19 protein-coding genes are annotated in these 24,872 nt (G+C 44.4%); 10 read left to right on the top strand and 9 right to left on the bottom strand.

Annotation, left to right across the window (positions count from 1 at the left end; genetic code table 11):
* Positions 1–34 precede the first annotated feature (34 nt).
* A complete protein-coding gene (mrcB, locus tag Xinn_RS12240; RefSeq protein ID WP_086955480.1) occupies positions 35–2,518 on the top strand; it encodes a bifunctional glycosyl transferase/transpeptidase in 2,484 nt (827 codons plus the stop codon).
* Between the two features lie 83 nt (positions 2,519–2,601).
* Here the strand turns inward: mrcB and Xinn_RS12235 are convergent, their stop codons facing one another.
* A complete protein-coding gene (locus tag Xinn_RS12235; RefSeq protein ID WP_086955481.1) occupies positions 2,602–3,345 on the bottom strand; it encodes an NAD-dependent epimerase/dehydratase family protein in 744 nt (247 codons plus the stop codon).
* A 298-nt stretch (positions 3,346–3,643) separates the two neighbouring features.
* Between Xinn_RS12235 and Xinn_RS12230 the strand changes: the two genes are divergently transcribed.
* Positions 3,644–4,384, top strand: a complete 741-nt coding sequence (locus Xinn_RS12230) for a sulfite exporter TauE/SafE family protein (RefSeq protein WP_086955482.1) — start codon at positions 3,644–3,646, stop codon at positions 4,382–4,384.
* A gap of 48 nt (positions 4,385–4,432) precedes the next feature.
* Here Xinn_RS12230 and hemL read toward each other — a convergent pair whose 3' ends face one another.
* Positions 4,433–5,716 carry a glutamate-1-semialdehyde 2,1-aminomutase gene (gene hemL / locus Xinn_RS12225; protein ID WP_086955483.1) on the bottom strand — a complete coding sequence of 428 codons (1,284 nt, stop codon included), beginning with the start codon at positions 5,714–5,716 and terminating at the stop codon, positions 4,433–4,435.
* A 246-nt stretch (positions 5,717–5,962) separates the two neighbouring features.
* On the opposite strand from hemL, the gene erpA reads away from it, so the two are divergent.
* Complete coding sequence (gene erpA, locus Xinn_RS12220) at positions 5,963–6,307, top strand: iron-sulfur cluster insertion protein ErpA (protein ID WP_086955484.1); 345 nt, start codon at positions 5,963–5,965, stop codon at positions 6,305–6,307.
* Between the two features lie 131 nt (positions 6,308–6,438).
* Here the strand turns inward: erpA and Xinn_RS12215 are convergent, their stop codons facing one another.
* The 3 genes from Xinn_RS12215 to mtnN form a co-directional block, all read right to left on the bottom strand.
* Complete coding sequence (locus Xinn_RS12215; RefSeq protein ID WP_086955485.1) at positions 6,439–6,846, bottom strand: glycine-rich domain-containing protein; 408 nt, start codon at positions 6,844–6,846, stop codon at positions 6,439–6,441.
* Between the two features lie 557 nt (positions 6,847–7,403).
* Positions 7,404–8,261 (bottom strand): vitamin B12 ABC transporter substrate-binding protein BtuF, encoded by an 858-nt coding sequence (gene btuF, locus Xinn_RS12210; RefSeq protein WP_244590193.1) that lies wholly within the window; start codon positions 8,259–8,261, stop codon positions 7,404–7,406.
* Between the two features lie 27 nt (positions 8,262–8,288).
* A complete protein-coding gene (gene mtnN / locus Xinn_RS12205; protein ID WP_086955486.1) occupies positions 8,289–8,987 on the bottom strand; it encodes a 5'-methylthioadenosine/S-adenosylhomocysteine nucleosidase in 699 nt (232 codons plus the stop codon).
* A 199-nt stretch (positions 8,988–9,186) separates the two neighbouring features.
* Here mtnN and dgt point away from each other — a divergent pair, with 199 nt between their 5' ends.
* Positions 9,187–10,725 carry a dGTPase gene (gene dgt, locus Xinn_RS12200; RefSeq protein ID WP_086955487.1) on the top strand — a complete coding sequence of 513 codons (1,539 nt, stop codon included), beginning with the start codon at positions 9,187–9,189 and terminating at the stop codon, positions 10,723–10,725.
* Here the strand turns inward: dgt and Xinn_RS12195 are convergent.
* On the bottom strand, positions 10,709–13,066 hold the full coding sequence (locus Xinn_RS12195) for an ATP-binding protein (protein ID WP_099137658.1): 2,358 nt from the start codon (positions 13,064–13,066) through the stop codon (positions 10,709–10,711). The genes dgt and Xinn_RS12195 overlap by 17 nt on opposite strands.
* Before the next feature lie 54 nt (positions 13,067–13,120).
* Between Xinn_RS12195 and rlmD the strand changes: the two genes are divergently transcribed.
* Genes rlmD through mazG form a run of 3 tightly spaced genes read left to right on the top strand, consistent with a single transcriptional unit; the run spans position 13,121 to position 17,561 of the window.
* Positions 13,121–14,446 carry a 23S rRNA (uracil(1939)-C(5))-methyltransferase RlmD gene (rlmD, locus tag Xinn_RS12190; RefSeq protein WP_086956585.1) on the top strand — a complete coding sequence of 442 codons (1,326 nt, stop codon included), beginning with the start codon at positions 13,121–13,123 and terminating at the stop codon, positions 14,444–14,446.
* A 52-nt stretch (positions 14,447–14,498) separates the two neighbouring features.
* Positions 14,499–16,736 carry a GTP diphosphokinase gene (relA, locus tag Xinn_RS12185; RefSeq protein WP_086955488.1) on the top strand — a complete coding sequence of 746 codons (2,238 nt, stop codon included), beginning with the start codon at positions 14,499–14,501 and terminating at the stop codon, positions 16,734–16,736.
* Between the two features lie 39 nt (positions 16,737–16,775).
* A complete protein-coding gene (mazG, locus tag Xinn_RS12180) occupies positions 16,776–17,561 on the top strand; it encodes a nucleoside triphosphate pyrophosphohydrolase (RefSeq protein WP_086956586.1) in 786 nt (261 codons plus the stop codon).
* 25 nt (positions 17,562–17,586) lie between these two features.
* Here the strand turns inward: mazG and Xinn_RS12175 are convergent, their stop codons facing one another.
* Positions 17,587–17,871: a type II toxin-antitoxin system RelE/ParE family toxin gene (locus tag Xinn_RS12175; protein WP_086955489.1), complete on the bottom strand. Its 285-nt coding sequence runs from the start codon at positions 17,869–17,871 to the stop codon at positions 17,587–17,589.
* A complete protein-coding gene (locus Xinn_RS12170) occupies positions 17,864–18,157 on the bottom strand; it encodes a type II toxin-antitoxin system RelB/DinJ family antitoxin (protein ID WP_086955490.1) in 294 nt (97 codons plus the stop codon). Before Xinn_RS12170 ends, Xinn_RS12175 begins: the two co-directional genes overlap by 8 nt.
* A gap of 259 nt (positions 18,158–18,416) precedes the next feature.
* Between Xinn_RS12170 and pyrG the strand changes: the two genes are divergently transcribed.
* The 3 genes from pyrG (at position 18,417) to Xinn_RS12155 (ending at position 23,161) form a co-directional block, all read left to right on the top strand.
* The gene (pyrG, locus tag Xinn_RS12165) at positions 18,417–20,054 is read left to right on the top strand and encodes a glutamine hydrolyzing CTP synthase (protein ID WP_086955491.1); all 1,638 of its coding nucleotides are present in this window, start codon (positions 18,417–18,419) and stop codon (positions 20,052–20,054) included.
* 74 nt (positions 20,055–20,128) lie between these two features.
* Positions 20,129–21,430 (top strand): phosphopyruvate hydratase, encoded by a 1,302-nt coding sequence (gene eno / locus Xinn_RS12160; RefSeq protein WP_086955492.1) that lies wholly within the window; start codon positions 20,129–20,131, stop codon positions 21,428–21,430.
* Between the two features lie 345 nt (positions 21,431–21,775).
* Positions 21,776–23,161, top strand: a complete 1,386-nt coding sequence (locus Xinn_RS12155) for an SLC13 family permease (protein WP_086955493.1) — start codon at positions 21,776–21,778, stop codon at positions 23,159–23,161.
* A gap of 83 nt (positions 23,162–23,244) precedes the next feature.
* On the opposite strand, the gene Xinn_RS12150 is transcribed toward Xinn_RS12155, so the two are convergent.
* The gene (locus tag Xinn_RS12150; protein WP_086955494.1) at positions 23,245–24,729 is read right to left on the bottom strand and encodes an aldehyde dehydrogenase family protein; all 1,485 of its coding nucleotides are present in this window, start codon (positions 24,727–24,729) and stop codon (positions 23,245–23,247) included.
* Between the last annotated feature and the right edge of the window lie 143 nt (positions 24,730–24,872).

The following is a 24,872-nucleotide window of genomic DNA, read 5'->3' as shown; positions in this document are numbered from 1 at the left end:
TCGTTTGAATCAACTCATATTTGGAGAATTCGGTATGTCTGATGATAATCGTCAGCCAATCGGACGGAAGGGTAAAAAAACAAAACATCGTCGTGGGCGTCAGGCAAATAAACGTCATCGGCGGGATGACTATGATGATTATGAATACAATGATTTTGAAGACGAAAATGACAATGGTGATGAGGGGGAACTCATGACGAAGAAAGGGAAAAAATCCCCTCAGGTAAAGAAGGGAAGCAAATGGGTTTGGCTGCTGCTATTGAAAATATTTATTGTGCTGGCAGTTCTCATTGCTGCCTATGGTTTTTATCTTGATAGCAAAATCCGTCACCGTATTGACGGTAAAGTGTGGGTATTACCCGCTGCGGTGTATGGCCGTATGGTGAATCTTGAACCGGGCATGAATTACAGTAAGACCGAAATGGTACGGTTACTGGAGGGTATGCAATATAGACGGGTGACTAAAATAACCCGTCCGGGTGAGTTTGTTGTCAGAGGCAATAATATTGAAATGTTGCGTCGGCCATTTGATTTTCCTGATGGCAAAGAAGGCCAGATTCAGGCTAGGCTGACTTTCGATAACAATCAATTAGTCAGTATTGAAAACATGGAAAACCAGCGTCAGTTTGGTTTTTTCCGTCTTGACCCAAAACTTATCACCATGATGCAGTCTGCGAACGGAGAGCAGCGCCTGTTTGTTCCGCGCTCCGGCTTTCCTGACTTACTGGTTCAGACATTATTAGAAACCGAAGATCGTTATTTCTATGAGCATGATGGCGTCAGACCTCTTTCAATTCTTCGGGCAGCACTGGAAAACCTGCTGGCAGGCCGCACAGTTCAGGGGGGCAGTACGTTAACCCAGCAACTGGTCAAAAATTTATTCCTGACTAACGAACGTACCATCAGCCGCAAAGCCAATGAGGCCTTAATGGCATTATTGCTGGATGCGCGTTACAGCAAAGATCGCATTCTTGAACTCTATATGAATGAGGTTTTCTTAGGGCAGAGTGGTGATGAACAGATCCGTGGTTTTCCGTTAGCGAGTCTTTACTATTTCGGGCGGCCGATTGATGAGCTGAGTCTGGATCAGCAGGCATTGCTGGTAGGAATGGTTAAAGGGGCTTCGTATTATAATCCGTGGCGTAACCCTAAAAATGCACTGGAACGCCGTAATATCGTTTTGAAGATCCTCCAGAACCGAAAAGTAATCGATCAGGAGCTGTATGACCTGCTGAGTGCGCGTCCACTCGGTGTCAAACCGAAAAGTGATGTGATAGCACCTCAACCTGCATTTATGCAGATGGTGCGTCAGGAATTACAGCAAAAACTGGGTGAAAAAGTTAATGACTTATCGGGTGTGAAAATTTTCACAACCTTAGATCCGGTTGCGCAGGATGCGGCTGAGAATGCGATAGAAAACGGTATTGCCGCTTTGCGCACAGACAAAAATCGCCCTGTACCTAAGCTGGAAGGTGCAATGGTCGTTGTTGACCGTTTCAGTGGTGAAGTCCGGGCGATGGTGGGTGGTTCGCAGCCACAATATCCGGGCTTTAACCGTGCTATGGATGCTCGCCGCTTAATAGGTTCGCTTGCCAAGCCTGCAACTTATCTGACCGCATTGAGTGAACCGGATAAATATCGTCTTAACACTTGGCTGGCGGATGAAGCTATTTCAATCCCTCAGGCGGGCGGTAAACCGTGGGAGCCGAGAAACTTCAGCCGTAATTTCAGTGGAAGAGTGATGTTGGTTGATGCGCTGGCGCGTTCCATGAATGTACCGACAGTTAATCTGGGGCTGGATGTAGGGTTGGATCATATTGCGAATACTCTGGTGTTACTGGGTATTCCAGAGAAAGAAATTCAGAAAGTACCTGCAATGTTACTGGGCGGTATCAACCTGACTCCGATGGAAATGGCTCAGGAGTTTCAGACTATTGCCAGTGGGGGAAATCGCGCCAAACTTTCAGCACTGCGCTCTATCATTGCTGAGGATGGCACCGTGGTTTACCAGAGCTTTCCGCAGGCGGAAAGGGCTGTACCTGCTCAGGCAGCCTATTTGACGTTATATGGTATGCAGCAGGTTGTTGCGCGGGGAACAGGCCGCTCTCTGACCGGAAAATATGGTAAATATAATCTGGCTGGGAAAACAGGAACGACCAATAATCTGCGTGATACATGGTTTGCCGGAATTGACGGTAAAGAAGTTGCGATTGTCTGGGCCGGGCTTGATAACAACGAGCCGACCAAGCTGACGGGAGCAACAGGCGCCTTGAAGATTTATGAACGTTATCTGGCAAACGAAACACCTTTGGTGCTGAATAACCGTCCACCGGAAGGTATTGTGGATATGTCAGTTAACGAAGATGGTTCTTTCAATTGTGCCGGAACAGGTATCAGAACGTTACCGATCTGGACGGATGACCCACAGGCGTTATGCCAGCAATCCGTGCAGCAGCCAATTGAGGAAGGCCAAGAAGAAGAGGCACCGGGCTGGCTGAAAGAGATGTTTGGGCAATAACCTGTAATTATCTGCAACTATAAAATGTCATACCCTACTTTTAATAAGTGGGGTATGACCCAATTTCAGTGCGATAGCAAACCTCAATGCTCGAACGATGTTAGATCAAATGTTCGAAAAGCATCGTCTTTTGGTGTATATCCCAGCACTTTTCTTGTTTCAGTTAAATCAAGGCGTTTAAAACGATTATCAGAAATGCCATGCGCAATAAAAAACGTAATTTCCTCTGTCTCAATGGCACAAGTCAGTAACTGAACTGCATCATCCGGGCTGAGCCAGGCACTAAGATCACGGGCTGTTTTCAGCGAATGATTCTCCTTAAATTCAAATGCGCCGATACGAATTGCAACGGAAGACAAACCTTTCTGAGAAGCAAAATAGGAACAAAGTGCTTCTCCATAACATTTTGTCGCGCCGTATATATTCGCGGGTGATACTGCTGCTCCATCCGGTATCTGTTTATCTACTGGATACCCCTCAATTGTCTGTGCGCTGCTGGCAAAAACAAAACGGCGGCATTGTAATTTAGCTGCGGCCTGAAGCAGATAGGTTGTTGTTAATATATTGGCAGGCAATAAATCTTCGAATACAGCATTCGCGTGGGGAATACCCGCGAGATGGATAATATTTTCTACATCAGAAACTAATTCTTCAATAACAGTAGGATCAGATAAATCAGCCAGAATGAAATGGTGTGGATCAGAGATGGGATAGTCAGGATATTTTTGATCTACAAGAGTAAAAATATAATGCTCCTGCATAGCCAGAAAAAAAGTCTGCCCTATACGCCCACTTGCTCCGGTTAACAAAATAGTACGTTTTGACATTGTTTTTCTCGATATTGTCTGATATCAGAGTAAATATTGATTTGTTTTTATACACTAACTTTTTGATATATGCATTATGTAAGCATATGTTCTGTTCAAAGGCGGATTATGGAAAGAACCATTACAATTCTCAAAAAGGAGTCTAAAACTGACAGTTGGGATAATTTCTTTAACGTGCTGAGTAAGCTTTCTGCACCGTATGATTTCTTAGATCTGAGTGATCGCAATCAAAGCATCATAGAACGTGATCCATTTAAGGATCTTTTTAGAAAAATATAAAAACAAGTTGCTCGAAATTATGAATGTTATTGTTTTATCTCTTCTATTTATTACCGCTGCGTTATTACATGGAATCAGTGGTATTGGTTTTCCGATTGCCAGTACAACCGCGTTAAGTTTATTTATGCCTTTGAAAGAGGCGGTTGTATTAGCCTTATGGCCAACATTAGTGGTCAATATATTAAGTGTTATATCGGGCGGAAAGATTGGTCGGATATTACATAAATACAGTTTACTGGCACTTTTCTCATTATTAGGCAGTTTTATTGGGGCTAAACTATTATTTCTGATTAATCCAGCTTATTTGCAATTGTTATTAAGCGGAGTAATAGCTTTTTACGTTATCAGTAGCATCGGCAGCAATAATTTTAAATTACCTAAAAATCCAGTCATTTTATCAATATTTGGTTTGCTCGCAGGCGTTATTGGTGAGGCAACAAACGCGATGTCTCCTATATTGATAATGTGCTTATTAGCAATGAGTCGTGATCGCCACGAAATAGCCAAGGCAGCTAATCTCTGTTTTTTGCTCGGAAAGATCAGCCAGTTGGTAGTATTGCGTAATGAAGCATTTGAATTATTCTTTTCGGATTATTTGTGGCCTGTATTGTTACTGACTGTGTTATCGGTTTTTGCTCTCTTGATTGGCACTCGCCTGAGAAGCCGAATCAGTGCGCAGCATTTTCGTTGGTTGATGCTTATTGTGTTGGGTGTTTTGGGGATAATGTCGGCAATTCAGGCGACACGAAGCTTGATATAAACTGTAATCTATAACACCACGGGAATGCGTGGTGTTATAGAAAATGGGTTATTTCAATTTCGCAAAACAACGAGCCGCAGCATCAACGGTGCGCTGGATATCTTCATCTGAATGAGCAATGGACATAAAACCGGCTTCAAAGGCAGATGGTGCCAGATATACCCCTTCATCCAGCATTAAGTGGAAGAATTGCTTGAAACGTTCAACATCACATTTCATCACATCCTGATAGCAGGTAACGCTTTCTGCATCGGTAAAGAAAATGCCGAACATACCGCCGACATGGTTAATAACCAGAGGAATACCCGCTTTGGATGCCGCATTTTTCAGTCCGGTTGCCAGTTTATCTGTCAGTTCACTCAGGCGTTGATGAACACCAATCTGAGCCACTTCTTTCAGGCAGGCTAAACCAGCCGCCATTGCAATCGGGTTACCGGAAAGCGTACCTGCCTGATAAACAGGGCCGGTTGGAGCCAGTTTTTCCATGATTTCCTGACGACCACCGAATGCTCCTACCGGCATACCACCACCGATGATTTTTCCAAGAGAAGTGAGGTCAGGTGTAATTCCGTAGTACTCCTGTGCGCCGCCTAGAGCAACACGGAAACCAGTCATTACTTCATCAATAATCAGCAAAGCGCCGAATTCATCACACAGTTTACGCAAACCTGATAAAAATTCAGGTTGTGGCGGAATACAGTTCATATTTCCGGCAACAGGTTCGACGATAATACAGGCGATCTCTTCCGGGAATTTTTCGAATGCTTCACGCACAGAATTCAGATCATTGTAGACGCAGGTCAGTGTGTGTTTGGCAAAATCGGCAGGAACACCCGGAGAGTTTGGTTGCCCGATAGTCAGAGCACCGGAACCTGCTTTGACCAGCAGGCAGTCAGCATGGCCGTGGTAGCAACCTTCAAATTTGATGATTTTATCACGCTGGGTATAGCCACGAGCCAGACGGATTGCACTCATAGTTGCTTCCGTGCCTGAGTTCACCATCCGAACCATATCCATGGAAGGAACCAGCTCTGTGACCACTTTTGCCATTTCTACTTCGGCAGCCGTTGGCGCACCAAAACTCAGGCCACGCTCAGCGGCTTCAATAACCGCATTGCGGATAGCAGGGTGATTGTGTCCCAGAACCATTGGCCCCCATGAACCGACATAATCGATATAGGCATTACCATCGACATCATAAAGATAAGCACCATTGGCACGTTGGATAAATACAGGTATACCGCCAACACCATTGAAAGCGCGTACCGGAGAGTTAACACCACCGGGGATAACATGTTTTGCCTGAGAGTAAAGTGTTTCGGACTGGCTCATTAATCAATGCTCCTGAAAGACAACAGATATGTGGATTTGCCATTCTAAATCACCCTAATAGGTAAGCCAAATGAGAAACTCAGGAATAAGATGTACGATATCTGAGCATGGCAAAACTTGAACGAATCAGTCAGGTATTAGATAATCACTGCTAACTGATCAGAAGGTTTATGCCCTCCCTATTATTTATGGGTATACAGCAACTTTCCGGGAACTTTTACCGGAAAACCGGACTGGAGTAAAAATATGAGCGATGATGCTGCACTGCCTTTGCAGTTTACCGATGCCGCAGCCAACAAAGTGAAAGTATTGGTTGCCGATGAAGAGAATCCGAACCTGCGCCTGCGGGTCTACATTACCGGTGGTGGTTGTAGCGGTTTCCAGTATGGTTTCACTTTCGATGACCAAATTAACGAAGGTGATATGACGATCCAGAAACAGGGTGTTGAGCTGGTCGTTGATCCGATGAGCCTGCAATATCTTGTAGGTGGTAGCGTTGATTATACCGAAGGGCTGGAAGGTTCCCGTTTTATTGTGACCAACCCGAATGCAAAAACGACTTGTGGTTGTGGTTCATCTTTCAGTATTTGATGTTGTTATTCAGAACATAAGGGCAACGGAAGTGTTGCCCTGTTTTATTTCTAATCTCATTCTTTTATCCAGAAAAAATTATCCTTTTTGCATTAATATTTCTGATTGGATTTCTAACTGGGTAGGGATGCTTAAAAATCAACCTCATACATATATTCACCAAACTCCTCTAAATAAAGCTGTTGTGTTTTCATGAAATTAATACTTACTTCATCGAGTTTATTATCTCCTGTTAACTCGGAGAATGGAGAGTGATGAACAAAATAACCGTAAATGTTTTCGCAGTCTTTTTGGTAGTTTTTTGTATCTAAAATATGATGATGCCATATTTCATCTATCTCAATAGATGGAACTAGTTTTATACCTGATTTATTATATTTGTAAATCAGATACATAAATCTTTTATATTGTTCTATCGCGTCAATGGCTCCCTCTTCCGACCATACTTTGGCTATATTAGGATTTTTCTGAGTTAATTTTTTTCTAATTACAGAGAAATTAACAGACTCTATTTTTTCAAAAAATTCTTCTTTCGTCATTTCTATATTCCCCAGTATTTTATTATCAGTAAAGCAGGAAAAGGGGATGGTCCTATTCCTGCAGGTTTACTTATCTTCTATTTTAGTTCAACAGGAATTAAGAAGACTCATTACAATGCCGAAATTATTTAGCCAGTTATGAATTATCCATGATATTAGTCCTGAATATCATGATTTATTTATTAATGAAAATTCAAAGAGTTAATCAGTAACTTCACATCTGGCTGGTTTGGCTATTTTACGTGTTCTTTTCATTATATTCACCTTTTTATAAGATAAATTAATTTAGTGGAATATTAATTTCATTCAGGTTATGATCACCAAATAAAATTGATATGTGTATTTTAACTCAATACTGATTTTATTTGATAATAAAACACAACATGAGTTTAATACTCAAACATTAATGCTTAATTGACTTTTTTATGCAATACATCCTGTTTATAAATTATGCATATTGATGTATTTTTATACAAAAATAATGTTTGTGATGTTTTAATGATATTTTATAAAAAACTTTTTTCGTTTTATTTATCAATTTAATAAAGGGGAAAGAATTATAACATATTTAATTGATGGCATAACTGCTCTGTTGCCAGAATAATTCTGGGTCCTGCACGGCTGAACCAGTCATCATTGATAGTGATAATTCTGGCATTTAATTGTGGTTGCCAGAATTCGGCTACTCGCTGTTTTTGCTCTTCCGTTCCTCCCATGACAATCACTTCAGGTTTGCGGACAAGTACCTGCTCACGGTTAACCTGAGGCCACGGAACGGGACTATCGGCAAAGATATTTCTTCCTCCGCATACGGAAACAATTTCACTCTGAATGGTATGACGGGATGAAGTAAATATCGGGCTTATGCCAAACTGAAGAAATACAGGCTTAGGGTTGGATTTGGCATACACTTGTTTTAATTCACTGAATTTTTTTCGGATATCCGCAGCCGATTTTTCGGCTACAGCCGGATGTAAACTGTAGGCAGCCAGCCGATCTAAATCTGTTGCAACATCTTCTACTTTCTTTATATCAGAATAAAAAATCGGAATGCCAAGCGCGGCCAGTTGTTCCAGTGGCCTTTGCGGATTGCCCCCCCGCCATGCCAGTATTAAATCAGGTTTCAGGGCAATGATCCGTTCAACATTAATACCCTGCCAATCTGCGACTTGCTCCAGTTTTTTCGCCGCTTCAGGGTAATCTGAATAAGCACTGACAGCGACAAGCTGATCGCCCATGCCCGCCGCATAAGCCAGCTCAGTTGTGGAAGGGGCAAGGCTGATAACACGGGATGATGCAGCGTAAAGTGGAGCACTGAAAACAGCGAAAAAACTGTATAGACAAAAACCATACAGAAAACTGAATGGCAGAAATGCAAATGCCATTCGGATAGCGCGGTGAGAGGCGATTTTCATGAACAGTGTTCCACGTTACATAATGGATTATTGTTTACTGAGTTCAGTCAGCATTGCGTTGATCATCCGTGTGGATTCCTGTGCGGCGACAACCAGAAACTCATCAAAGCTGATATGAGATTCCTGATCAGCGACATCAGAAATAGCGCGGACAACAACGAAAGGCACTTTATATTGGTGACAAACATGGCCAATGGCTGCCGCTTCCATTTCAACCGCAGCAACTTGTGGGAAAGTCGCCCGGATACGTGCCAGTGGTTCTGAACCATTGATAAAAGCGTCACCACTGCATACCAGACCACGAACTGCGTTCAGTTCCAGAGACTGGATACATTTCTCTGCCAGAGTAATTAATTTATCATCAGCAATAAAAGCGGGCGGGCATTGCGCCATCTGGCCCGGTTCATAACCGAAAGCAGTAAGATCTGCATCGTGGTAACGTACTTCTTCAGAGACCACAATATCACCCACTTTCAGTTGCGGATTCAGGCCGCCTGCTGAACCGGTATTAATCACAATATCCGGCTGACAGTGTTCAATTAACAGGGTAGTACCAAGTGCGGCAGAAACTTTACCAATACCGGATTTCAGCAAGGCGATATCAACACCATTCAGCTTACCGGTATAGATCTCACATCCACCGCGTGACAATGTTTGCAGACCTTCGATCTGGTCGCGTAACAAAGTCACTTCCTGCTCCATTGCACCTATTACACCTACTTTCATTGTGTCATACTCGCTTTATGTTATTAATTAATGGATAACCTATACCCTTCGTCTTATCACTCCCTTGCCGCTGCGATGCAGCCCGAAATCCATTGGGTATAATCATAAGGGTTTGATTAATCCGGCAGTGTATCATTATATAATCGTCTGCCAGAGGTTCCGGCTATAAATAATCATATCATTCGATATGGGGGGATTGATGTCTAAGATTGATTTCAAGCAAAAATTGAATTTTCAGCGTAAGTACAGAAACTCTGCCATCCATGACGCCAATGAAGAGCAAATAAACCGCCAGTTTGAAAGCGATCGCGGGCGCATCATCAACTCAGCAGCTATCCGGCGGTTACAACAGAAAACACAGGTGTTTCCGCTGGAGCGTAATGCAGCTGTACGCAGCCGGTTAACACATTCGCTGGAAGTGCAACAAATTGGTCGTTACATCTCCAAAACAATTATTGCCGAACTGGCAAAGCATAATTTGCTGGAAAAATATGGTCTGAGTGATCGCCTGATGGCTTTTGAAAGCCTGATTGAAATGGCCTGCCTGATGCATGATATCGGCAACCCTCCGTTTGGCCATTTTGGTGAGGCAGCGATTAGGGATTGGTTCGCTCGTCGGTTAGATCCTGTTTATTTACCTGAACCTACAGCAGAACAACCCAACCGACAGGATAACTGTCAGGTTGCGGCATTACGTTTGAGTGGTGAAGAGAAAAAAGATCTGTTCCGGTGCCAGTTACGTATGGATCTATGCCAGTTTGAAGGAAACGCACAGGCTATCCGGCTGGCACACAATCTACTTAAACTGAATCTGACTTATGCCCAAATTGGCTGCATTCTGAAATATACCTGTCCCGCTTATCGCCTTGAAGACTCGCCGGAAGAATTCAGCTATCTGATGAAGAAAAAAGGCTATTACTGGTCGGAAGACTGTTTTATCCGAGAATTGAAAAAAGAGCTGCAATTGGGGGATTTCTGCCGTTTTCCGCTGACTTATATTATGGAAGCCGCTGATGATATCTCTTACTGTATTGCTGATCTGGATGATGCAGTTGAGAAGGGTATTTTTAATGTTGATCAATTGATGGAATATCTGAAGCAGGAGTGGGAAGAGAATGGCGGCCACCAAAAAGGCGATTTGTTCGAATCGACAGTGATTCAGGCCTATAGGAAAACGACGAATAATGAAGCCCGCCGCAATATTCACGAACAATTTTTTATGTATCTGCGGGTATTTATCACCGGCAAACTGGTTCCTTATACGGCGCAGCGTTTTATTGAGCATTTACCGGCAATTTATGCAGGTACTTTCAATCAAGCCTTGCTGGAAGCTAATGGCGAAGAACACCGTCTGCTGAGAACATTAAAAAGCGTCACGCGGAAACGGGTATTTAATCACCCGGAAGTAGAAGAGCTGGAGTTGCAGGGCTATCGGATTATTACCGGCTTACTGGATGTTTACAGCCCGTTACTGGAGCTGTCCCGACAGGATTTCTGGGAGTTACATCAGAATAACTTCCACAAAAAATACTTTATTGAAACCCGCCTGTTACACAAACTTTCAACCAAACACAGACTGGCTTATAACGAAGCGGTGGAAGGTATTATCGCCACTGATGAAACAGAAAAAGACGTGATCGAATTTTATTATCGGGCACGCCTGATTCAGGATTACATCAGTGGCATGACAGACCACTATGCTTACGAAGAATACCGTAAGTTTATGGTGTCGAGGTGAGTGATTTGGCGGCTCTTAATATATCAGGAGCTGCCGCAATAACATGGTCGATTTCATCAATAAATTCCAGTAGTTCCGGTTCTAAATCAGCCAGAGAAATATCTTGTCTCAACTGTTTTTCAATCAACTCACAAATCATTTTGAGTTTAGGCACACCGTTATAGCAGCAACTGCCATGCAACTGATGAACATGATGCAAAAACGATTCACGATGAATTTCACCTTCTGCGGTTAATGCTTGTTCAATCTTCGTTTTCATCTCTGGCAGAGATTGTACCAGCATTGACAGCATTTCCAGCGCCAGTGATTCTTTACCCGCTGTTTGTTGCAAAGCCAGTTTCCAGTCTATGGCTTGCGGTTTTGGGGGGGGACTGTACTGATTCAACAAATTCTTTAGACGAACTTCATCCAATGGCTTAGACAGGCAATCGATAAAAGGGGTGTCTGTCTGATTGCATGTTTCATCGCAGATAAAAGCTGTGACAGCAACAATCGGAGTCTGCTTATGTTCCGGTAGCTGGTGGATTTGTTCTGAGGCCTGAATCCCATCCATATCTGCCATCTGAATATCCATCAGAATGAGATCCAGCGGATGTTTCTGTGCCATTTTCAGGGCTTCCATACCACTGCTGCACAAAATAGTATTGTCTACCTGTTCACTTAAAAGAGCGCCGATTAATTTAAGATTAGCCGGATTATCATCCACTGCCATGACTGTCATCGGCAGGCGGAATGATGTGTGGGGCTGAGGTAAACGTTCAGGTATAGAACCAAGCTGGAACTCCTCTTTTTCCAGCCAGATATCAAAATAGAATACTGTTCCTCTGGTTGGTTCGCTGATGAAATCTATTTCCCCGTTCATTTCATTAACCAGCCGTTTGGTGATACTTAATCCTAATCCTGTACCGCCATAATGGCGGGTAATGCTGGCATCTGCCTGATTGAATGCCTGAAACAGAATAGGGCGGTATTCTGATTTAATGCCAATTCCGGTATCCGTAACGGTAAAATCGATTTGTACCCTATGATGCCTTTGCTGACGCAGTTTTATTTCCAGCGTAATGTTGCCTTTATCGGTAAATTTAATGGCATTACCAATTAAGTTAGTGAGTATTTGCTGCAAGCGGATAGGATCACCAATCATCAGGTTTGGTAGCTTCTCATCAATATAATGATGCAGAGGCAGGTTTTTCGCACTAGCAGAAGGCGTCAGTAACTCAATCACTTCATTGACGGTATCTCGCAGCAGGAAAGGTACTTGATCCAATATCAGCTTATTGGATTCCAGACGTGAAAAATCCAGAATATCATTGATGATTTTCAGCAGATTGTTAGCCGAACGATCAATGACATAGAGGTATTCTGTCTGTTGAGAAGTTATTGGTGTTTTCAGCATCTGTCGGGTAAACCCGATAACGCCGTTAAGGGGAGTCCGTAGCTCATGGGACATATTCGCCAGAAATTCGGTTTTGATCCTGACGGCTTCCTGCGCCCGTTTTTTGGCGATCGTCAGTTCCACATTCTGAATTTCCAACTGTTCCATCGTAATTTGCAGATCAGAAGTCGCCTGTTCGATATGCAACTGCATTTCATCTTTGTACTTTGACAGCGATTCCGCAACGGTATTAATACCATTCTGGAGCGCGGATAACTCGCCCGGCATCGCCCCTGTCACCCGCGTATTCAGTTGCCCCTGCCGGATACGGTTAACGGCTTTTACCATACAATCCAGCGGCTCAGTGACCTTACGAACCAAGATATGGGCAAACAATGCCGTTCCGCCAAGACAGAGGATCAGTAGAATGATAGAGGTTGCAATCTCTTTATATTGCTGGAGCTGGGCGGCCCGTAAATCCAAATCAATGGCGATATAACCGATAGGAACGGATTTGTTTGGTGAATCAGGCCATCCATGAGAAGCACTGGTTTCTGAGATAATCGGCATTTTCAGGATAATGCTGTTGCTATCTTCCTCTTTGGTCAGTGTTGTCGGAATGGGATCATCAGGCCTGAGGCGTAGCAGGTTGACATCATATTTATCATTGGAGATTTCGAACAGTTTATGGTTTTCATCAAAGATCGCAATTGCCATAACGATTTCAGAATTCCGGCGATGAAGTCTATTTATCAATGATTTTACGCGCTTACTGTTATCCAGGTTTATCCCTATTTCGCTGGCGATCGACAACGGCTCAATAATACTGATCCCACTGCGGACTATCAGGCTCTTCAACTCATAATAGCGATATGAGATAAATGATATACTCACAAGCGTTCCGACCAGTAAAACAGGAACCAAAATCAGGCTCATCATACGGGTGCGTAGGCTATATTTGGTCATTAGGCATCCATTGTGGGAAAATCAAAACTCAATTTTTCAAAGTCAGTCAGAATCATGGTGCAATTTTACTCCCCAAATCGCCGCTCCGTAAACCGAAGCATTATTTCCGTTACCGCAGACAACCTTGATGCTCAGGGGCAGGGTATTGCCCGTCATCAGGGAAAAACGATCTTTATTCCGGGGTTATTGCCCGGTGAGCAGGCACAAGTTCAACTGACAGAAGAAAAACGCCAGTTTGCTAAAGCTAAAGTGGTAAAACGTTTATCGGACAGCCCGCTTCGGGTAAATCCGCGCTGCCCGCATTTCAAAATGTGCGGAGGTTGCCAGCAGCAACATGCCGCACCAGAGTTACAGGTGAAAACTAAAGCCAGCGTACTGGAACATCTGATCCAGCGGGAGACGGGCATCAGTATCAGTGCTCAGCCTGTTATTCACAGCCCGGAATATGGTTATCGGCGCAGGGCAAGGCTTGGCCTTCAATATCATGATAAACAGGGTAAGCTAGTGATGGGATTTCGTCAGAGTCAGACCAATGATTTGGTGGATATCAGACATTGCCCGGTTATGCGCCCTGAGCTGGAAAAATTATTGCAGCCATTATCTCTGTGTTTAAGCAGCCTGAAAGTAGCGAAACGCTTGGGGCATGTTGAATTAGTGCTGGCAGATAATGGCCCGTTAGTTGTTTTACGCCATCTTGCCCCCATAAAGCATGAAGATAAAGAGATGCTGCGGGATTTTGCGAGGCAGTATCAGGTGGTCATTTATCTGGCGGGTGATGAAAAATCCCTTGAAGCATTGTCTCCTGAAATCGGGCAGTTTGAGCCTTGGTATCAGGTGGATGGTTTAAAGTTGGTCTTCAGCCCGCAGGATTTTATTCAGGTTAATGATGAAGTTAATCAGAAAATGGTTGCTCAGGCGCTGTCATGGCTGGATGTGCAGCCGGAAGACCGGATATTGGATCTCTTCTGTGGCATGGGAAACTTTACTCTGCCGATAGCGGTTAAAGCGAAGGCTGTTGTCGGTGTGGAAGGCGTTGCGGCATTGGTTGCAAGCGGGCAATATAATGCTCGGTTAAATGGACTTAGTAACGTCACTTTTTTCCACGAAAATCTGGAATCGGATATCCGCCAACAGCCGTGGGCAGCACAGGGCTTCAATAAAGTATTATTGGACCCCGCTCGTGCGGGTGCTGCTGGTGTTATGTCACATATAGTAAAACTGGCTCCTGAAAAAGTGGTTTATGTTTCTTGTAACCCCACAACCCTGGCGCGGGACAGCAAAGTTCTGCTGGAGGCCGGTTATCATCTTGTCAGTGTGCGGATGCTGGATATGTTTCCGCACACCGGTCATCTGGAATCTATGGCGCTATTTTCGCGTTAATTGCGGAAACACTGCCAGCTGAGAGCCGATGACTATCGAGTAGGGAGAAATTATGGTTGCAGTAAGAAGTGCTCATCTCACACCGGCAGGTGAATTTGCTGTCGATAAGTGGATCGCGAGTTTAAATATTGTTAATCCACAATCCAGCCAAAAGTTAGTTGAAACATGGCGCTATTGTCACGAAAAAGTTCAGGATCACCCTAATGCCGAGTTGTTATTGTGGCGTGGTGTTGAAATGGTGGAAATTCTGTCCACACTGAGCATGGATAATGACAGTATGCGTGCGGCACTGCTTTTTCCCCTCCTTGATGCCCGGCTACTTAATAGTGAAACCGTGACAGAGGCGTTTGGTCAGCCCATTATGGATCTGGTTCATGGTGTGCTGGAGATGGACGCTATCCGCGAGCTGAAAGCCACGCATACCGATGCGACCTGCTCCGTTCAGGTGGATAATGTACGGCGGATGCTGCTGGCAATGGTCGAAGATTTCCGTTGCGTGATTATTAAACTGGCGGAGCGGATCGCTTATCTGCGGGAAGTGAAGGATGCCAGTGAAGATGAACGGGTATTGGTGGCAAAAGAGTGCTCCAATATCTATGCGCCTCTTGCCAATCGTTTAGGGATCGGCCAGTTAAAATGGGAGCTGGAAGATTTCTGCTTCCGCTATCTGCATCCCGATGAATATAAAAAGATTGCTCGGCTTTTGCATGAGCGCAGGATTGACCGCGAACAATACATCGAAAAATTTATCACGACATTGCGCCGTTATATGCTCAAAGAAGGAATTTCGGGGGAAATTTACGGGCGTCCTAAACATATTTACAGCATCTGGCGCAAGATGCAGAAAAAATCGCTGGCATTTGATGAACTGTTTGATGTGCGTGCCGTGCGCATTGTCGTTGATCGTTTGCAGGACTGCTATGCGGCATTGGGGATAGTGCATACTCACTACCGCCACTTGCCGGATGAGTTTGATGATTACGTTGCCAATCCTAAACCCAATGGTTATCAATCCATCCATACCGTAGTGTTAGGGCCGAACGGTAAAACACTTGAAATCCAGATCCGTACCCGCCAGATGCATGATGATGCTGAACTGGGCGTGGCTGCTCACTGGAAATATAAAGAAGGTACGGCGATCGGTGGTGGTAAATCAGGTAGTTATGAAAGCCGGATTGCATGGCTGCGGAAGTTGATCGCATGGCAGGAGGAAATGGCAGATACCGGAGAGATGTTGGATGAAGTCCGCAGTCAGGTATTTGATGATCGCGTTTATGTTTTCACACCTAAAGGGGATGTGATCGATTTACCTGCCGGTTCAACGCCACTGGATTTTGCCTATCACATTCACAGCGATGTGGGTCATCGTTGTATCGGGGCGAAAATTGGCGGGCGTATCGTGCCATTCAGTTATCAGCTCCAGATGGGTGATCAGATTGAAGTTATCACTCAGAAACAGCCCAATCCAAGCCGTGACTGGCTGAACCCTAACCTTGGCTATGTCACAACCAGCCGTGGACGGGCTAAGATCCACAATTGGTTCCGTAAACAGGATCGCGATAAAAATATTATTGCGGGTCGCCAGATGCTGGATAGTGAACTGGCTCATTTGGGTGTCACCATTAAAGAAGCGGAAAAAGAGCTGATTGTCCGTTATAACGTGAATTCGCTGGAGGAAGTGCTGGCGGGTATCGGTGTAGGTGATATCCGTATTCATCAACTGACAAATTTCCTGCAAAGCAAGTTCAATAAAACCACGGCAGAAGAAGCAGATCGGGAAGCGCTCCGCACACTTGAGAACAAAACATTCGCACCACGTAACAGCAAAAAAGATAACGGGCGGGTTGTCGTGGAGGGAGTCGGTAATCTGATGCACCATATTGCCCGTTGCTGTCAGCCTATTCCCGGAGATGAAATTACGGGCTTTATTACACGCGGGCGCGGTATCTCCATTCACCGGGCAGACTGTGATCAGTTAACGGAATTGGAAGCAAGTGCGCCGGAGCGTGTGGTGGATGCCGTATGGGGAGAAAGTTACTCCAGTGGCTATTCGCTGGTGGTGAGATTACTTGCCAATGATCGCAGCGGGTTACTACGGGATATCACCACAATCCTTGCTAACGAAAAAGTGAATGTATTAGGGGTCAGCAGCCGTAGCGATGTGAAACAGCAGCTGGCAACTATCGATATGAATATTGAGATTTACAACTTGCAGGTGCTGGGGCGGGTGTTGGCGAAACTGAATCAACTGCCTGATGTGATTGAAGCCAGACGTCTGCATGGAAACTAATCAGTTATGGATCAAATGAATACCAAGTCAGTGGCAAGTATGAAAAGTATTGAGAGACTTAAAGAGATTATGGCGCAGTTGCGCCATCCTCAGCACGGTTGCCCGTGGGACAAAGTACAGACTTCAGCCACAATTGCCCCTTACACGCTGGAAGAAACTTATGAAGTCATTGATGCCATTGAGCGCAATGATGCGAATGCTCTGAAAGAAGAGTTGGGCGATCTGCTGTTTCATATAGTGTTTTATGCCCAGATGGCACAGGAAGAGCAATTGTTTGATTTCGAGGATATCTGTGAAGCGGTCTGTAACAAACTGGAACGCCGACACCCGCATATCTTTAACCAGCAATCGGGTATCAGCAGCGAAGAGGCGATTGGTAGCTGGGAGCAGCGCAAGACCGCAGAAAGAGCCGAAAAAGACCAGCATTCCGTTCTGGATGATATCCCTGCCAGCCTGCCTGCATTGATGAAAGCGTATAAGATTCAGAAACGCTGTGCTTCTGTCGGTTTTGACTGGGATACCATCGGCCCTGTGTTAGACAAGGTTTATGAAGAAATTGACGAAGTGATGGATGAAGCGAAACAGGCGGTTGTGGATGATGATCGCGTGGGAGAAGAACTGGGCGATTTGTTGTTTGCAGTCGTGAATTTGTCCCGCCATTTAGGACACAAGCCGGAGACGACATTACAGAAAGCCTGTCAGAAATTTGAAAACCGCTTTCGTAATGTGGAAAAACTCATCCTTGATAGCGGTTTGTCGCTGGAAACAGCCACATTAGAGGAAATGGATAAAATGTGGGAGCAGGTGAAAAAACAGCAACTGTAATACACCGAAAAATAATCAATCAATTTCAATTAGATGAGGGCCACAGTTGCGCGGCATGTAACACGCGCAGTATTCGAATGGTGAAAACATCTTCTTGGTACACGATGATATAATTTGCCCCGGCAACCAGTTCTCTGGTTCCTGCAACCCGCCCGGGGCGCCCTATCTTGGGAAAATCCAGCAGCTTTTCTGCCTTTGTTTCAATATCGTCCTTGAGGCATTGAGCAGCATATGGATTATCATCAGCTATGTACTCAATAATCGCCAGCAGGTCAGTGCGAGCTAACTCCAGCCACTCTAACTCATTCACGGCGGCGTTTCCTGTCGATTAATGCCTGTACATCATCCATCACCTGCTTATGCGAGACTGTGGGGTTTGTATCAGCTAAAGCTTCTTTTACTTTGTCACGGAACCAGACATCATATTTTTCTGAATCAATTGTTAATCCAACGGGCATCCCTCCTTCTATCGTTATGCGAGTGAGTAGAATTCTGACAGCATCAGATAAAGTCATACCAATATTGGCAAGTTTTTCAGCAGCAGCAGTCTTTAGTTCATCATCGACACGGACATGTAACATTGAAGTATTAGCCATAATTAAATTCTCCGGTTTCACTTATCGTTCATGGTGTATCTCAATTGAGATACAATCAAGTATAGCTAATAAGGCCGGCATTCTGTACCTTATTCCTTGCCTATTTAAAAAATTTATTTCTACGATAAGTTTCCCCTAGAAATTACTACACTTGAACAGATAAAGGAGATAGAGTTTGTAGCGCATTTAAGGTTAGGGTATACTGCTTTCCCGTCCTGTTATATTCATCATCCTTTTAAACCTAAACTTCAGGTTCAGCATGAAAACTAATTATATTTTTGTGACCGGCGGGGTCGTATCCTCTCTGGGTAAAGGCATTGCCGCAGCCTCTTTGGCGGCCATACTCGAAGCCCGTGGACTCAATGTCACCATTATGAAACTGGACCCGTATATCAACGTTGATCCGGGTACAATGAGCCCAACCCAACATGGGGAAGTTTTCGTAACCGAAGACGGCGCTGAAACTGATCTCGATTTAGGCCATTACGAACGTTTCATCCGAACCAAAATGACACGTCGCAATAACTTCACGACGGGTCGTGTTTACTCCGAAGTTCTGCGCAAAGAACGCCGTGGCGATTATCTGGGCGCAACCATTCAGGTTATTCCTCACATCACTAACGAAATCAAAGACCGTATCATCCGTGGTGCAGAAGGCTATGATGTTGTGCTGGTGGAAATCGGCGGTACTGTAGGTGATATCGAATCCCTGCCATTCCTTGAAGCAATTCGCCAGATGGCTGTAGAAGTGGGCCGTGAGAATACTCTGTTTATGCACCTGACTCTGGTGCCTTATATGGCAGCAGCCGGCGAAGTGAAAACTAAGCCTACCCAGCACTCTGTGAAAGAATTACTTTCCATCGGTATTCAGCCAGATGTTTTGATCTGTCGTTCAGACCGCATTATCCCAGCCAACGAGCGTGCAAAAATTGCACTGTTCTGTAACGTGCCGGAGAAAGCGGTTATATCTTTAAAAGATGTTGATTCTATTTATAAAATCCCAGCCCTCTTGAAATCTCAGAGCTTAGATGATTATATTTGTAAACGATTCAGCATTGAATGCCCGGAAGCGGATCTGTCCGAATGGGAACAGGTCATTTATGAAGAAGCTAATCCGTCAGGCGAAGTAACCATCGGTATGGTGGGCAAATATATTGAATTACCGGACGCTTATAAGTCGGTGATTGAAGCCCTGAAACATGCAGGTCTGAAAAATCGTCTGACCGTCAACATCAAACTGATCGATTCTCAGGATGTTGAAACCCGTGGTGTTGAAGTACTGAAAGGTCTGGATTCAATTCTGGTACCGGGAGGCTTCGGTGGCCGTGGTATCGAAGGCAAAATTATGACTGCCCGATACGCCCGTGAAAACAAAATTCCTTATCTGGGGATTTGTCTGGGAATGCAGGTTGCTCTGATCGAGTTTGCACGCAATGTTGCGGGTATGGAAGGGGCTAACTCTACTGAGTTTGAACCTGAATGTAAGTTACCGGTTGTAGGTCTGATCACTGAGTGGCGTGATGAGAACGGCAATGTTGAAGTACGTAGCGAAGAGAGCGATCTCGGCGGAACGATGCGTGTTGGCGGCCAGTTGTGTCATCTGACTGAAAACAGTCTGGTGCGTAATCTTTATGGTCAGGACGAAATTGTTGAACGTCACCGCCATCGTTACGAAGTGAACAACTTATTGTTGAAACGTATTGAAGATGCAGGCTTACGTATTGCTGGTCGTTCAATCGACAATAAGCTGGTGGAAATTATTGAGAACCCGAATCATCCGTGGTTTGTTGCGTGTCAGTTCCATCCTGAATTCACTTCAACGCCTCGCGATGGCCATCCGTTATTTGCCGGTTTCGTAGAAGCCGCTGGCAAATACCAGAAAAGCCAGTTGAAATAAAATATGGGGCGGTTGATGCGATTTTTGCATGACCATCAATCGCCCGGAATTTAACTTGTACTGAGGAAAACCTAATGTCCAAAATCGTTAAAGTGCTCGGCCGTGAAATCATCGATTCCCGTGGTAACCCGACGGTAGAAGCAGAAGTACATCTGGAAGGTGGCTTTGTAGGTCTGGCTGCGGCGCCATCAGGTGCATCAACAGGTTCCCGTGAAGCATTAGAGCTGCGTGATGGTGATAAATCCCGTTTTCTGGGTAAAGGTGTACTGAAGGCGATTGCTGCGGTAAATGGCCCGATTGCGCAGGCTCTGGCTGGTCAGGACGCGAAAGATCAGGCAAATATCGATAAGATCATGATCGAGCTGGATGGAACTGAAAATAAATCCAATTTCGGTGCTAACGCGATTTTGGCAGTTTCTCTTGCAAACGCTAAAGCGGCAGCTGCATCAAAAGGTATGCCTCTGTATGAGCACATTGCTGAACTGAACGGCACTCCAGGTCGATTCTCCATGCCTCTGCCAATGATGAACATCATTAACGGTGGTGAGCACGCTGACAACAACGTGGACATTCAGGAATTCATGATCCAGCCGGTAGGTGCGAGCACGCTGAAAGAAGCGGTACGCATCGGTTCTGAAGTTTTCCACAATCTGGCAAAAGTACTGAAAGCAAAAGGCATGAATACTGCGGTGGGTGATGAAGGTGGTTATGCTCCAAATCTGGAATCCAACGCAGCAGCACTGGCAGCCATCAAAGAAGCAGTAGAGCAAGCAGGTTATGTACTGGGTAAAGACATCACTCTGGCGATGGACTGCGCAGCATCTGAATTCTATAACGAAGAAACCGGTAACTATGAACTGAAAGGCGAAGGTAAAACTTTCACTTCTCAGGAGTTCACCCATTATCTGGAAGGCCTGACCAAAGAATACCCAATCGTTTCTATCGAAGATGGCCTGAACGAATCTGACTGGGATGGTTTTGCTTACCAGACTCAAGTACTGGGCGATAAAATTCAGTTGGTTGGTGACGACCTGTTCGTAACGAATACCAAAATCCTGAAAGAAGGTATTGAAAAAGGCATCGCTAACTCCATTCTGATCAAATTCAACCAGATCGGTTCTTTGACCGAAACTCTGGCTGCAATCAAAATGGCAAAAGAAGCGGGTTATACCGCAGTTATCTCTCACCGTTCCGGTGAAACTGAAGATGCAACCATTGCTGATCTGGCTGTAGGTACTGCGGCAGGTCAAATCAAAACAGGTTCAATGAGCCGTTCTGACCGTGTTGCTAAATACAATCAGCTGATTCGTATTGAAGAAGTACTGGGCAACCGTGCTCCTTTCAATGGCCTGAAAGAAGTTAAAGGTCAGGCATAATTACTGATTTGCTTCGATAAATAATAAATATTGTTTATGATTTGGCGAAAGGATAATATTCTTTCGCCTTATTCTTCTCTACCGGGTAATGGATGATTACTCGGGTAAACCAAAAATAAGAAATGTGACATAACTCCATAAAATACGCTGTTTTTTTGCTCGTTTAATTATTAATTAAACAAATCTCGCGTAGCAGATCCCAAAATCGTACATCTCGTATTTTATTTATCGTTCAGACTCCTTATTATTTCACATGTAATGTAATTCTTTAACATTTAGAGCAATGATTCATCAATTATTATTTTTACATTACGGAGTTATGTTTCATTGTTACATGGAGTCTTCATGGACGCTTCAGAATCTTTAACCCCAGCGGTCGGGCCGATGCCTTCAAATAAAAGAGGCTTTATTATTCTTGCGCTGGATATCATCTTGCTGATCGCCTTGCTGAAGTTTTTGCCTTATAGCGAAAAAGCAAACGCAGGTTTGGCATTGATGGCATTTGTGGGTGTGTTATGGCTGACTGAAGCCATTCACGTCACGATTACTGCACTGTGTATTCCAATTCTGGCAGTCGGAATGGGATTGATGAATACCGGTGACGCGCTGAAATCTTTTGCCAATCCAATTATTTTCTTATTTTTTGGTGGATTTGCACTGGCGACAGCGCTACATATCCAAGGTTTAGACAGGCTAATAGCCAACCGTCTTCTACTGATTGCCCGTGGGCGTTTGTCAGTGGCGGTGATGCTGATATTCGGTATCACGGCGCTACTTTCTATGTGGATCAGCAATACGGCAACTGCCGCAATGATGCTGCCGCTTATTCTGGGTATTCTGGCTAATCTGGATGTTCGTACAGAACGTAATACATTTGTCTTTGTGTTACTGGGTGTAGCGTATAGCGCCAGCATTGGTGGTCTGGGCACTTTGGTAGGCAGTCCGCCTAATGCAATTGCAGCGGCACAGCTGGGTATGGATTTTGTGACATGGATGAAATATGGCGTACCAATGGTGATTATTCTGTTACCGGTTATGGTCATGCTGATGTACATCATGTTACGTCCGAACCTGAATCATAAATTTGATCTGGAACTTGAGCGTCTCGAATGGAATGGTAAACGTGTTATTACCATGCTTATTTTCCTTTTGACAGTTGTTTGCTGGATTTTTAGCTCCATCATCAGTGATGCACTTGGTGGTGTAAAAGATCTAGATACCATTATTGCGGTGAGTGCAGCTACTCTGATTGGTATTACTGGCGTATCAACATGGTCACAGATTCAGAATAACACCGAATGGGGTGTGCTGATGCTGTTTGGTGGCGGTCTGACTCTGAGTGCTGTTCTGAAAAACTCCGGTGCCAGTGAAGTGATGGCAAATGGTATGGCTGCAACTTTCGGATCAAGCCCGTGGTTTGTGATCATTGTTGCTATTGCAGCATTTATTATCTTCCTGACGGAATTCACCAGTAATACAGCCAGTGCAGCACTGCTTGTTCCTATTTTTGCCACCGTTGCAGAAGCGTTGGGAATGCCGGTGATTGTGCTGACCATGATTATTGGTATTGGTGCATCCTGTGCATTTATGCTGCCCGTAGCAACACCACCGAATGCGATTGTTTATGGCACCGGTTATATCAAGCAGACTGAAATGGTTCGGGTTGGGATTGTCCTGAATCTGGCATGTATCGCGATTATCTCTGTAGTTGCCTGGTTCTTCTGGATTTAATTGATATTGATGGTAAAAAATAATGAGGATGCCGGTTGGCATCCTCTTTTTTTAGAAAGGGATACTTGATTTTACGGTATAACTTAATCTTCTTTGGTACTGATATAGATATTTTTGACTTCAGTGTAAGCATCCATAATCATTTTATGTGTTTCCCGTCCAAGCCCTGATTTTTTATAACCGCCAAATGGTGTGTGAGCCGGAAGCTCATGGTAGGTATTAATCCATATGCGGCCTGCTTCAACGGCTTTAGCGACACGCAGGGCACGATTGATATCCTGTGTCCAGACGGCCCCCGCCAGACCATATTCTGAATCGTTAGCCATCTCGATAACTTCTTCTTCATTACTGAACGGAATGACACAAAGTACCGGCCCGAAAATTTCTTCCTGTGCTACCCGCATATTATTAGTCACATTGGTAAGGATCGTTGGCTGTACAAAGAATCCATCATCATAGCCTGAACCGGTAATACGTTTACCACCGGTAAGAATGGTTGCACCTTCCTGTTTAGCAAGATCAATGTAGCTAAGAATGGTATTCATCTGTTCTTCACTAACCTGACAGCTCATTTCAGTTGCCGGGTCCATCGGGTCACCAACCCGGATAGTCTCAAAGACTGTTTTTAATGATTGCAGGAATGAATCATAGATATCTTTGTGCAGGAATAAACGAGCTCCTGATTCACAAGCTTGCCCCTGATTCAGCAGGATAGCATTGGCGGCATATTTGACCGCTTTTTTCATATTTGCATCAGGGAAAACGATATTGGCAGACTTACCTCCCAGCTCAAGCGTAGCCGGAATAAGCCTTTTGGCAGCGGCTGTGGCAACGTTGTAACCCACTTCTGTTGAGCCGGTAAAAGCGACCTTTCCAATGCCCTCATGGTCGAGGATTGCCTGACCAACAACAGAGCCACGACCTGTAACGATATTAACAACGCCCGCAGGAAGAACCTGATTAATGATACGGCCCAATTCTAACAAAGTAATAGGCGTCAGACTGGCTGGGTTGATAACGATGGTATTACCCGCAGCCAGAGCTGGGGCAATTTTCCAGGCTGCCATCAGCAGAGGGAAATTCCAGGGAATGATTTGACCAATTACACCGATTGGCTCTCTGATCACCAGACTGAGGGTATTTTCATCAATGATATCACTTGCATCTGAATGAGCACGGATCACGCCAGCAAAATAGCGGAAATGATCGATAGCGAATGGAATATCAAAATTACGGCATAAAGATTGTGTTTTACCTCCATCCAATGTTTCCAGAGTGATAAAACGTTCTGCTTCTGCCTCCAGTAAATCAGCAATTTTCAGTAAGAGAGATTGTCTTTTTTCTGCTGAAGTTTTTCGCCATGCAGGCAAGGCTTTTGTTGCAGCCCGGACAGCAAGATCAACATCCTGAGCATTTCCAGCTGCATATTCTGTCAGTAACTCTCCGGTTGCAGGATTATAGCTTTTCATTGTTTCTTTTGAGGTACTGTCTACCCACTCACCACCAATCAGCATCTTATACGATTTTGCAGGTGATAGTTCTTTTGCGATATCATGTAATTTCTTCATTATATTCTCCAGTACTTTGATTATTTGGTATGCTAAACCATATACATAGACAGGATCTTAAGCAATAACCGTTTATTTTTAGATAGAAAAAAGGCTTCATTTATGATCTGATAATCGTCGCCAAACAATAAATCAAAACCACG

Source organism: Xenorhabdus innexi (assembly GCF_002632485.1).
Taxonomy (GTDB): Bacteria; Pseudomonadota; Gammaproteobacteria; order Enterobacterales; family Enterobacteriaceae; genus Xenorhabdus; species Xenorhabdus innexi.
This window is presented reverse-complemented; position numbering and strand designations above follow the sequence as displayed.

Coding starts and splice junctions, on each gene's coding strand:
- relA (WP_086955488.1), top strand. CDS start 14,499: ATGGTTGCAGTAAGAAGTGCTCATCTCACACCGGCAGGTGAATTTGCT.
- mrcB (WP_086955480.1), top strand. CDS start 35: ATGTCTGATGATAATCGTCAGCCAATCGGACGGAAGGGTAAAAAAACA.
- Xinn_RS12150 (WP_086955494.1), bottom strand. CDS start 24,729: ATGAAGAAATTACATGATATCGCAAAAGAACTATCACCTGCAAAATCG.
- rlmD (WP_086956585.1), top strand. CDS start 13,121: ATGGTGCAATTTTACTCCCCAAATCGCCGCTCCGTAAACCGAAGCATT.
- pyrG (WP_086955491.1), top strand. CDS start 18,417: ATGAAAACTAATTATATTTTTGTGACCGGCGGGGTCGTATCCTCTCTG.
- Xinn_RS12155 (WP_086955493.1), top strand. CDS start 21,776: ATGGACGCTTCAGAATCTTTAACCCCAGCGGTCGGGCCGATGCCTTCA.
- hemL (WP_086955483.1), bottom strand. CDS start 5,716: ATGAGCCAGTCCGAAACACTTTACTCTCAGGCAAAACATGTTATCCCC.
- dgt (WP_086955487.1), top strand. CDS start 9,187: ATGTCTAAGATTGATTTCAAGCAAAAATTGAATTTTCAGCGTAAGTAC.
- Xinn_RS12235 (WP_086955481.1), bottom strand. CDS start 3,345: ATGTCAAAACGTACTATTTTGTTAACCGGAGCAAGTGGGCGTATAGGG.
- btuF (WP_244590193.1), bottom strand. CDS start 8,261: ATGAAAATCGCCTCTCACCGCGCTATCCGAATGGCATTTGCATTTCTG.
- Xinn_RS12230 (WP_086955482.1), top strand. CDS start 3,644: ATGAATGTTATTGTTTTATCTCTTCTATTTATTACCGCTGCGTTATTA.
- Xinn_RS12195 (WP_099137658.1), bottom strand. CDS start 13,066: ATGACCAAATATAGCCTACGCACCCGTATGATGAGCCTGATTTTGGTT.
- mtnN (WP_086955486.1), bottom strand. CDS start 8,987: ATGAAAGTAGGTGTAATAGGTGCAATGGAGCAGGAAGTGACTTTGTTA.
- Xinn_RS12170 (WP_086955490.1), bottom strand. CDS start 18,157: ATGGCTAATACTTCAATGTTACATGTCCGTGTCGATGATGAACTAAAG.
- Xinn_RS12215 (WP_086955485.1), bottom strand. CDS start 6,846: ATGACGAAAGAAGAATTTTTTGAAAAAATAGAGTCTGTTAATTTCTCT.
- erpA (WP_086955484.1), top strand. CDS start 5,963: ATGAGCGATGATGCTGCACTGCCTTTGCAGTTTACCGATGCCGCAGCC.
- eno (WP_086955492.1), top strand. CDS start 20,129: ATGTCCAAAATCGTTAAAGTGCTCGGCCGTGAAATCATCGATTCCCGT.
- mazG (WP_086956586.1), top strand. CDS start 16,776: ATGAAAAGTATTGAGAGACTTAAAGAGATTATGGCGCAGTTGCGCCAT.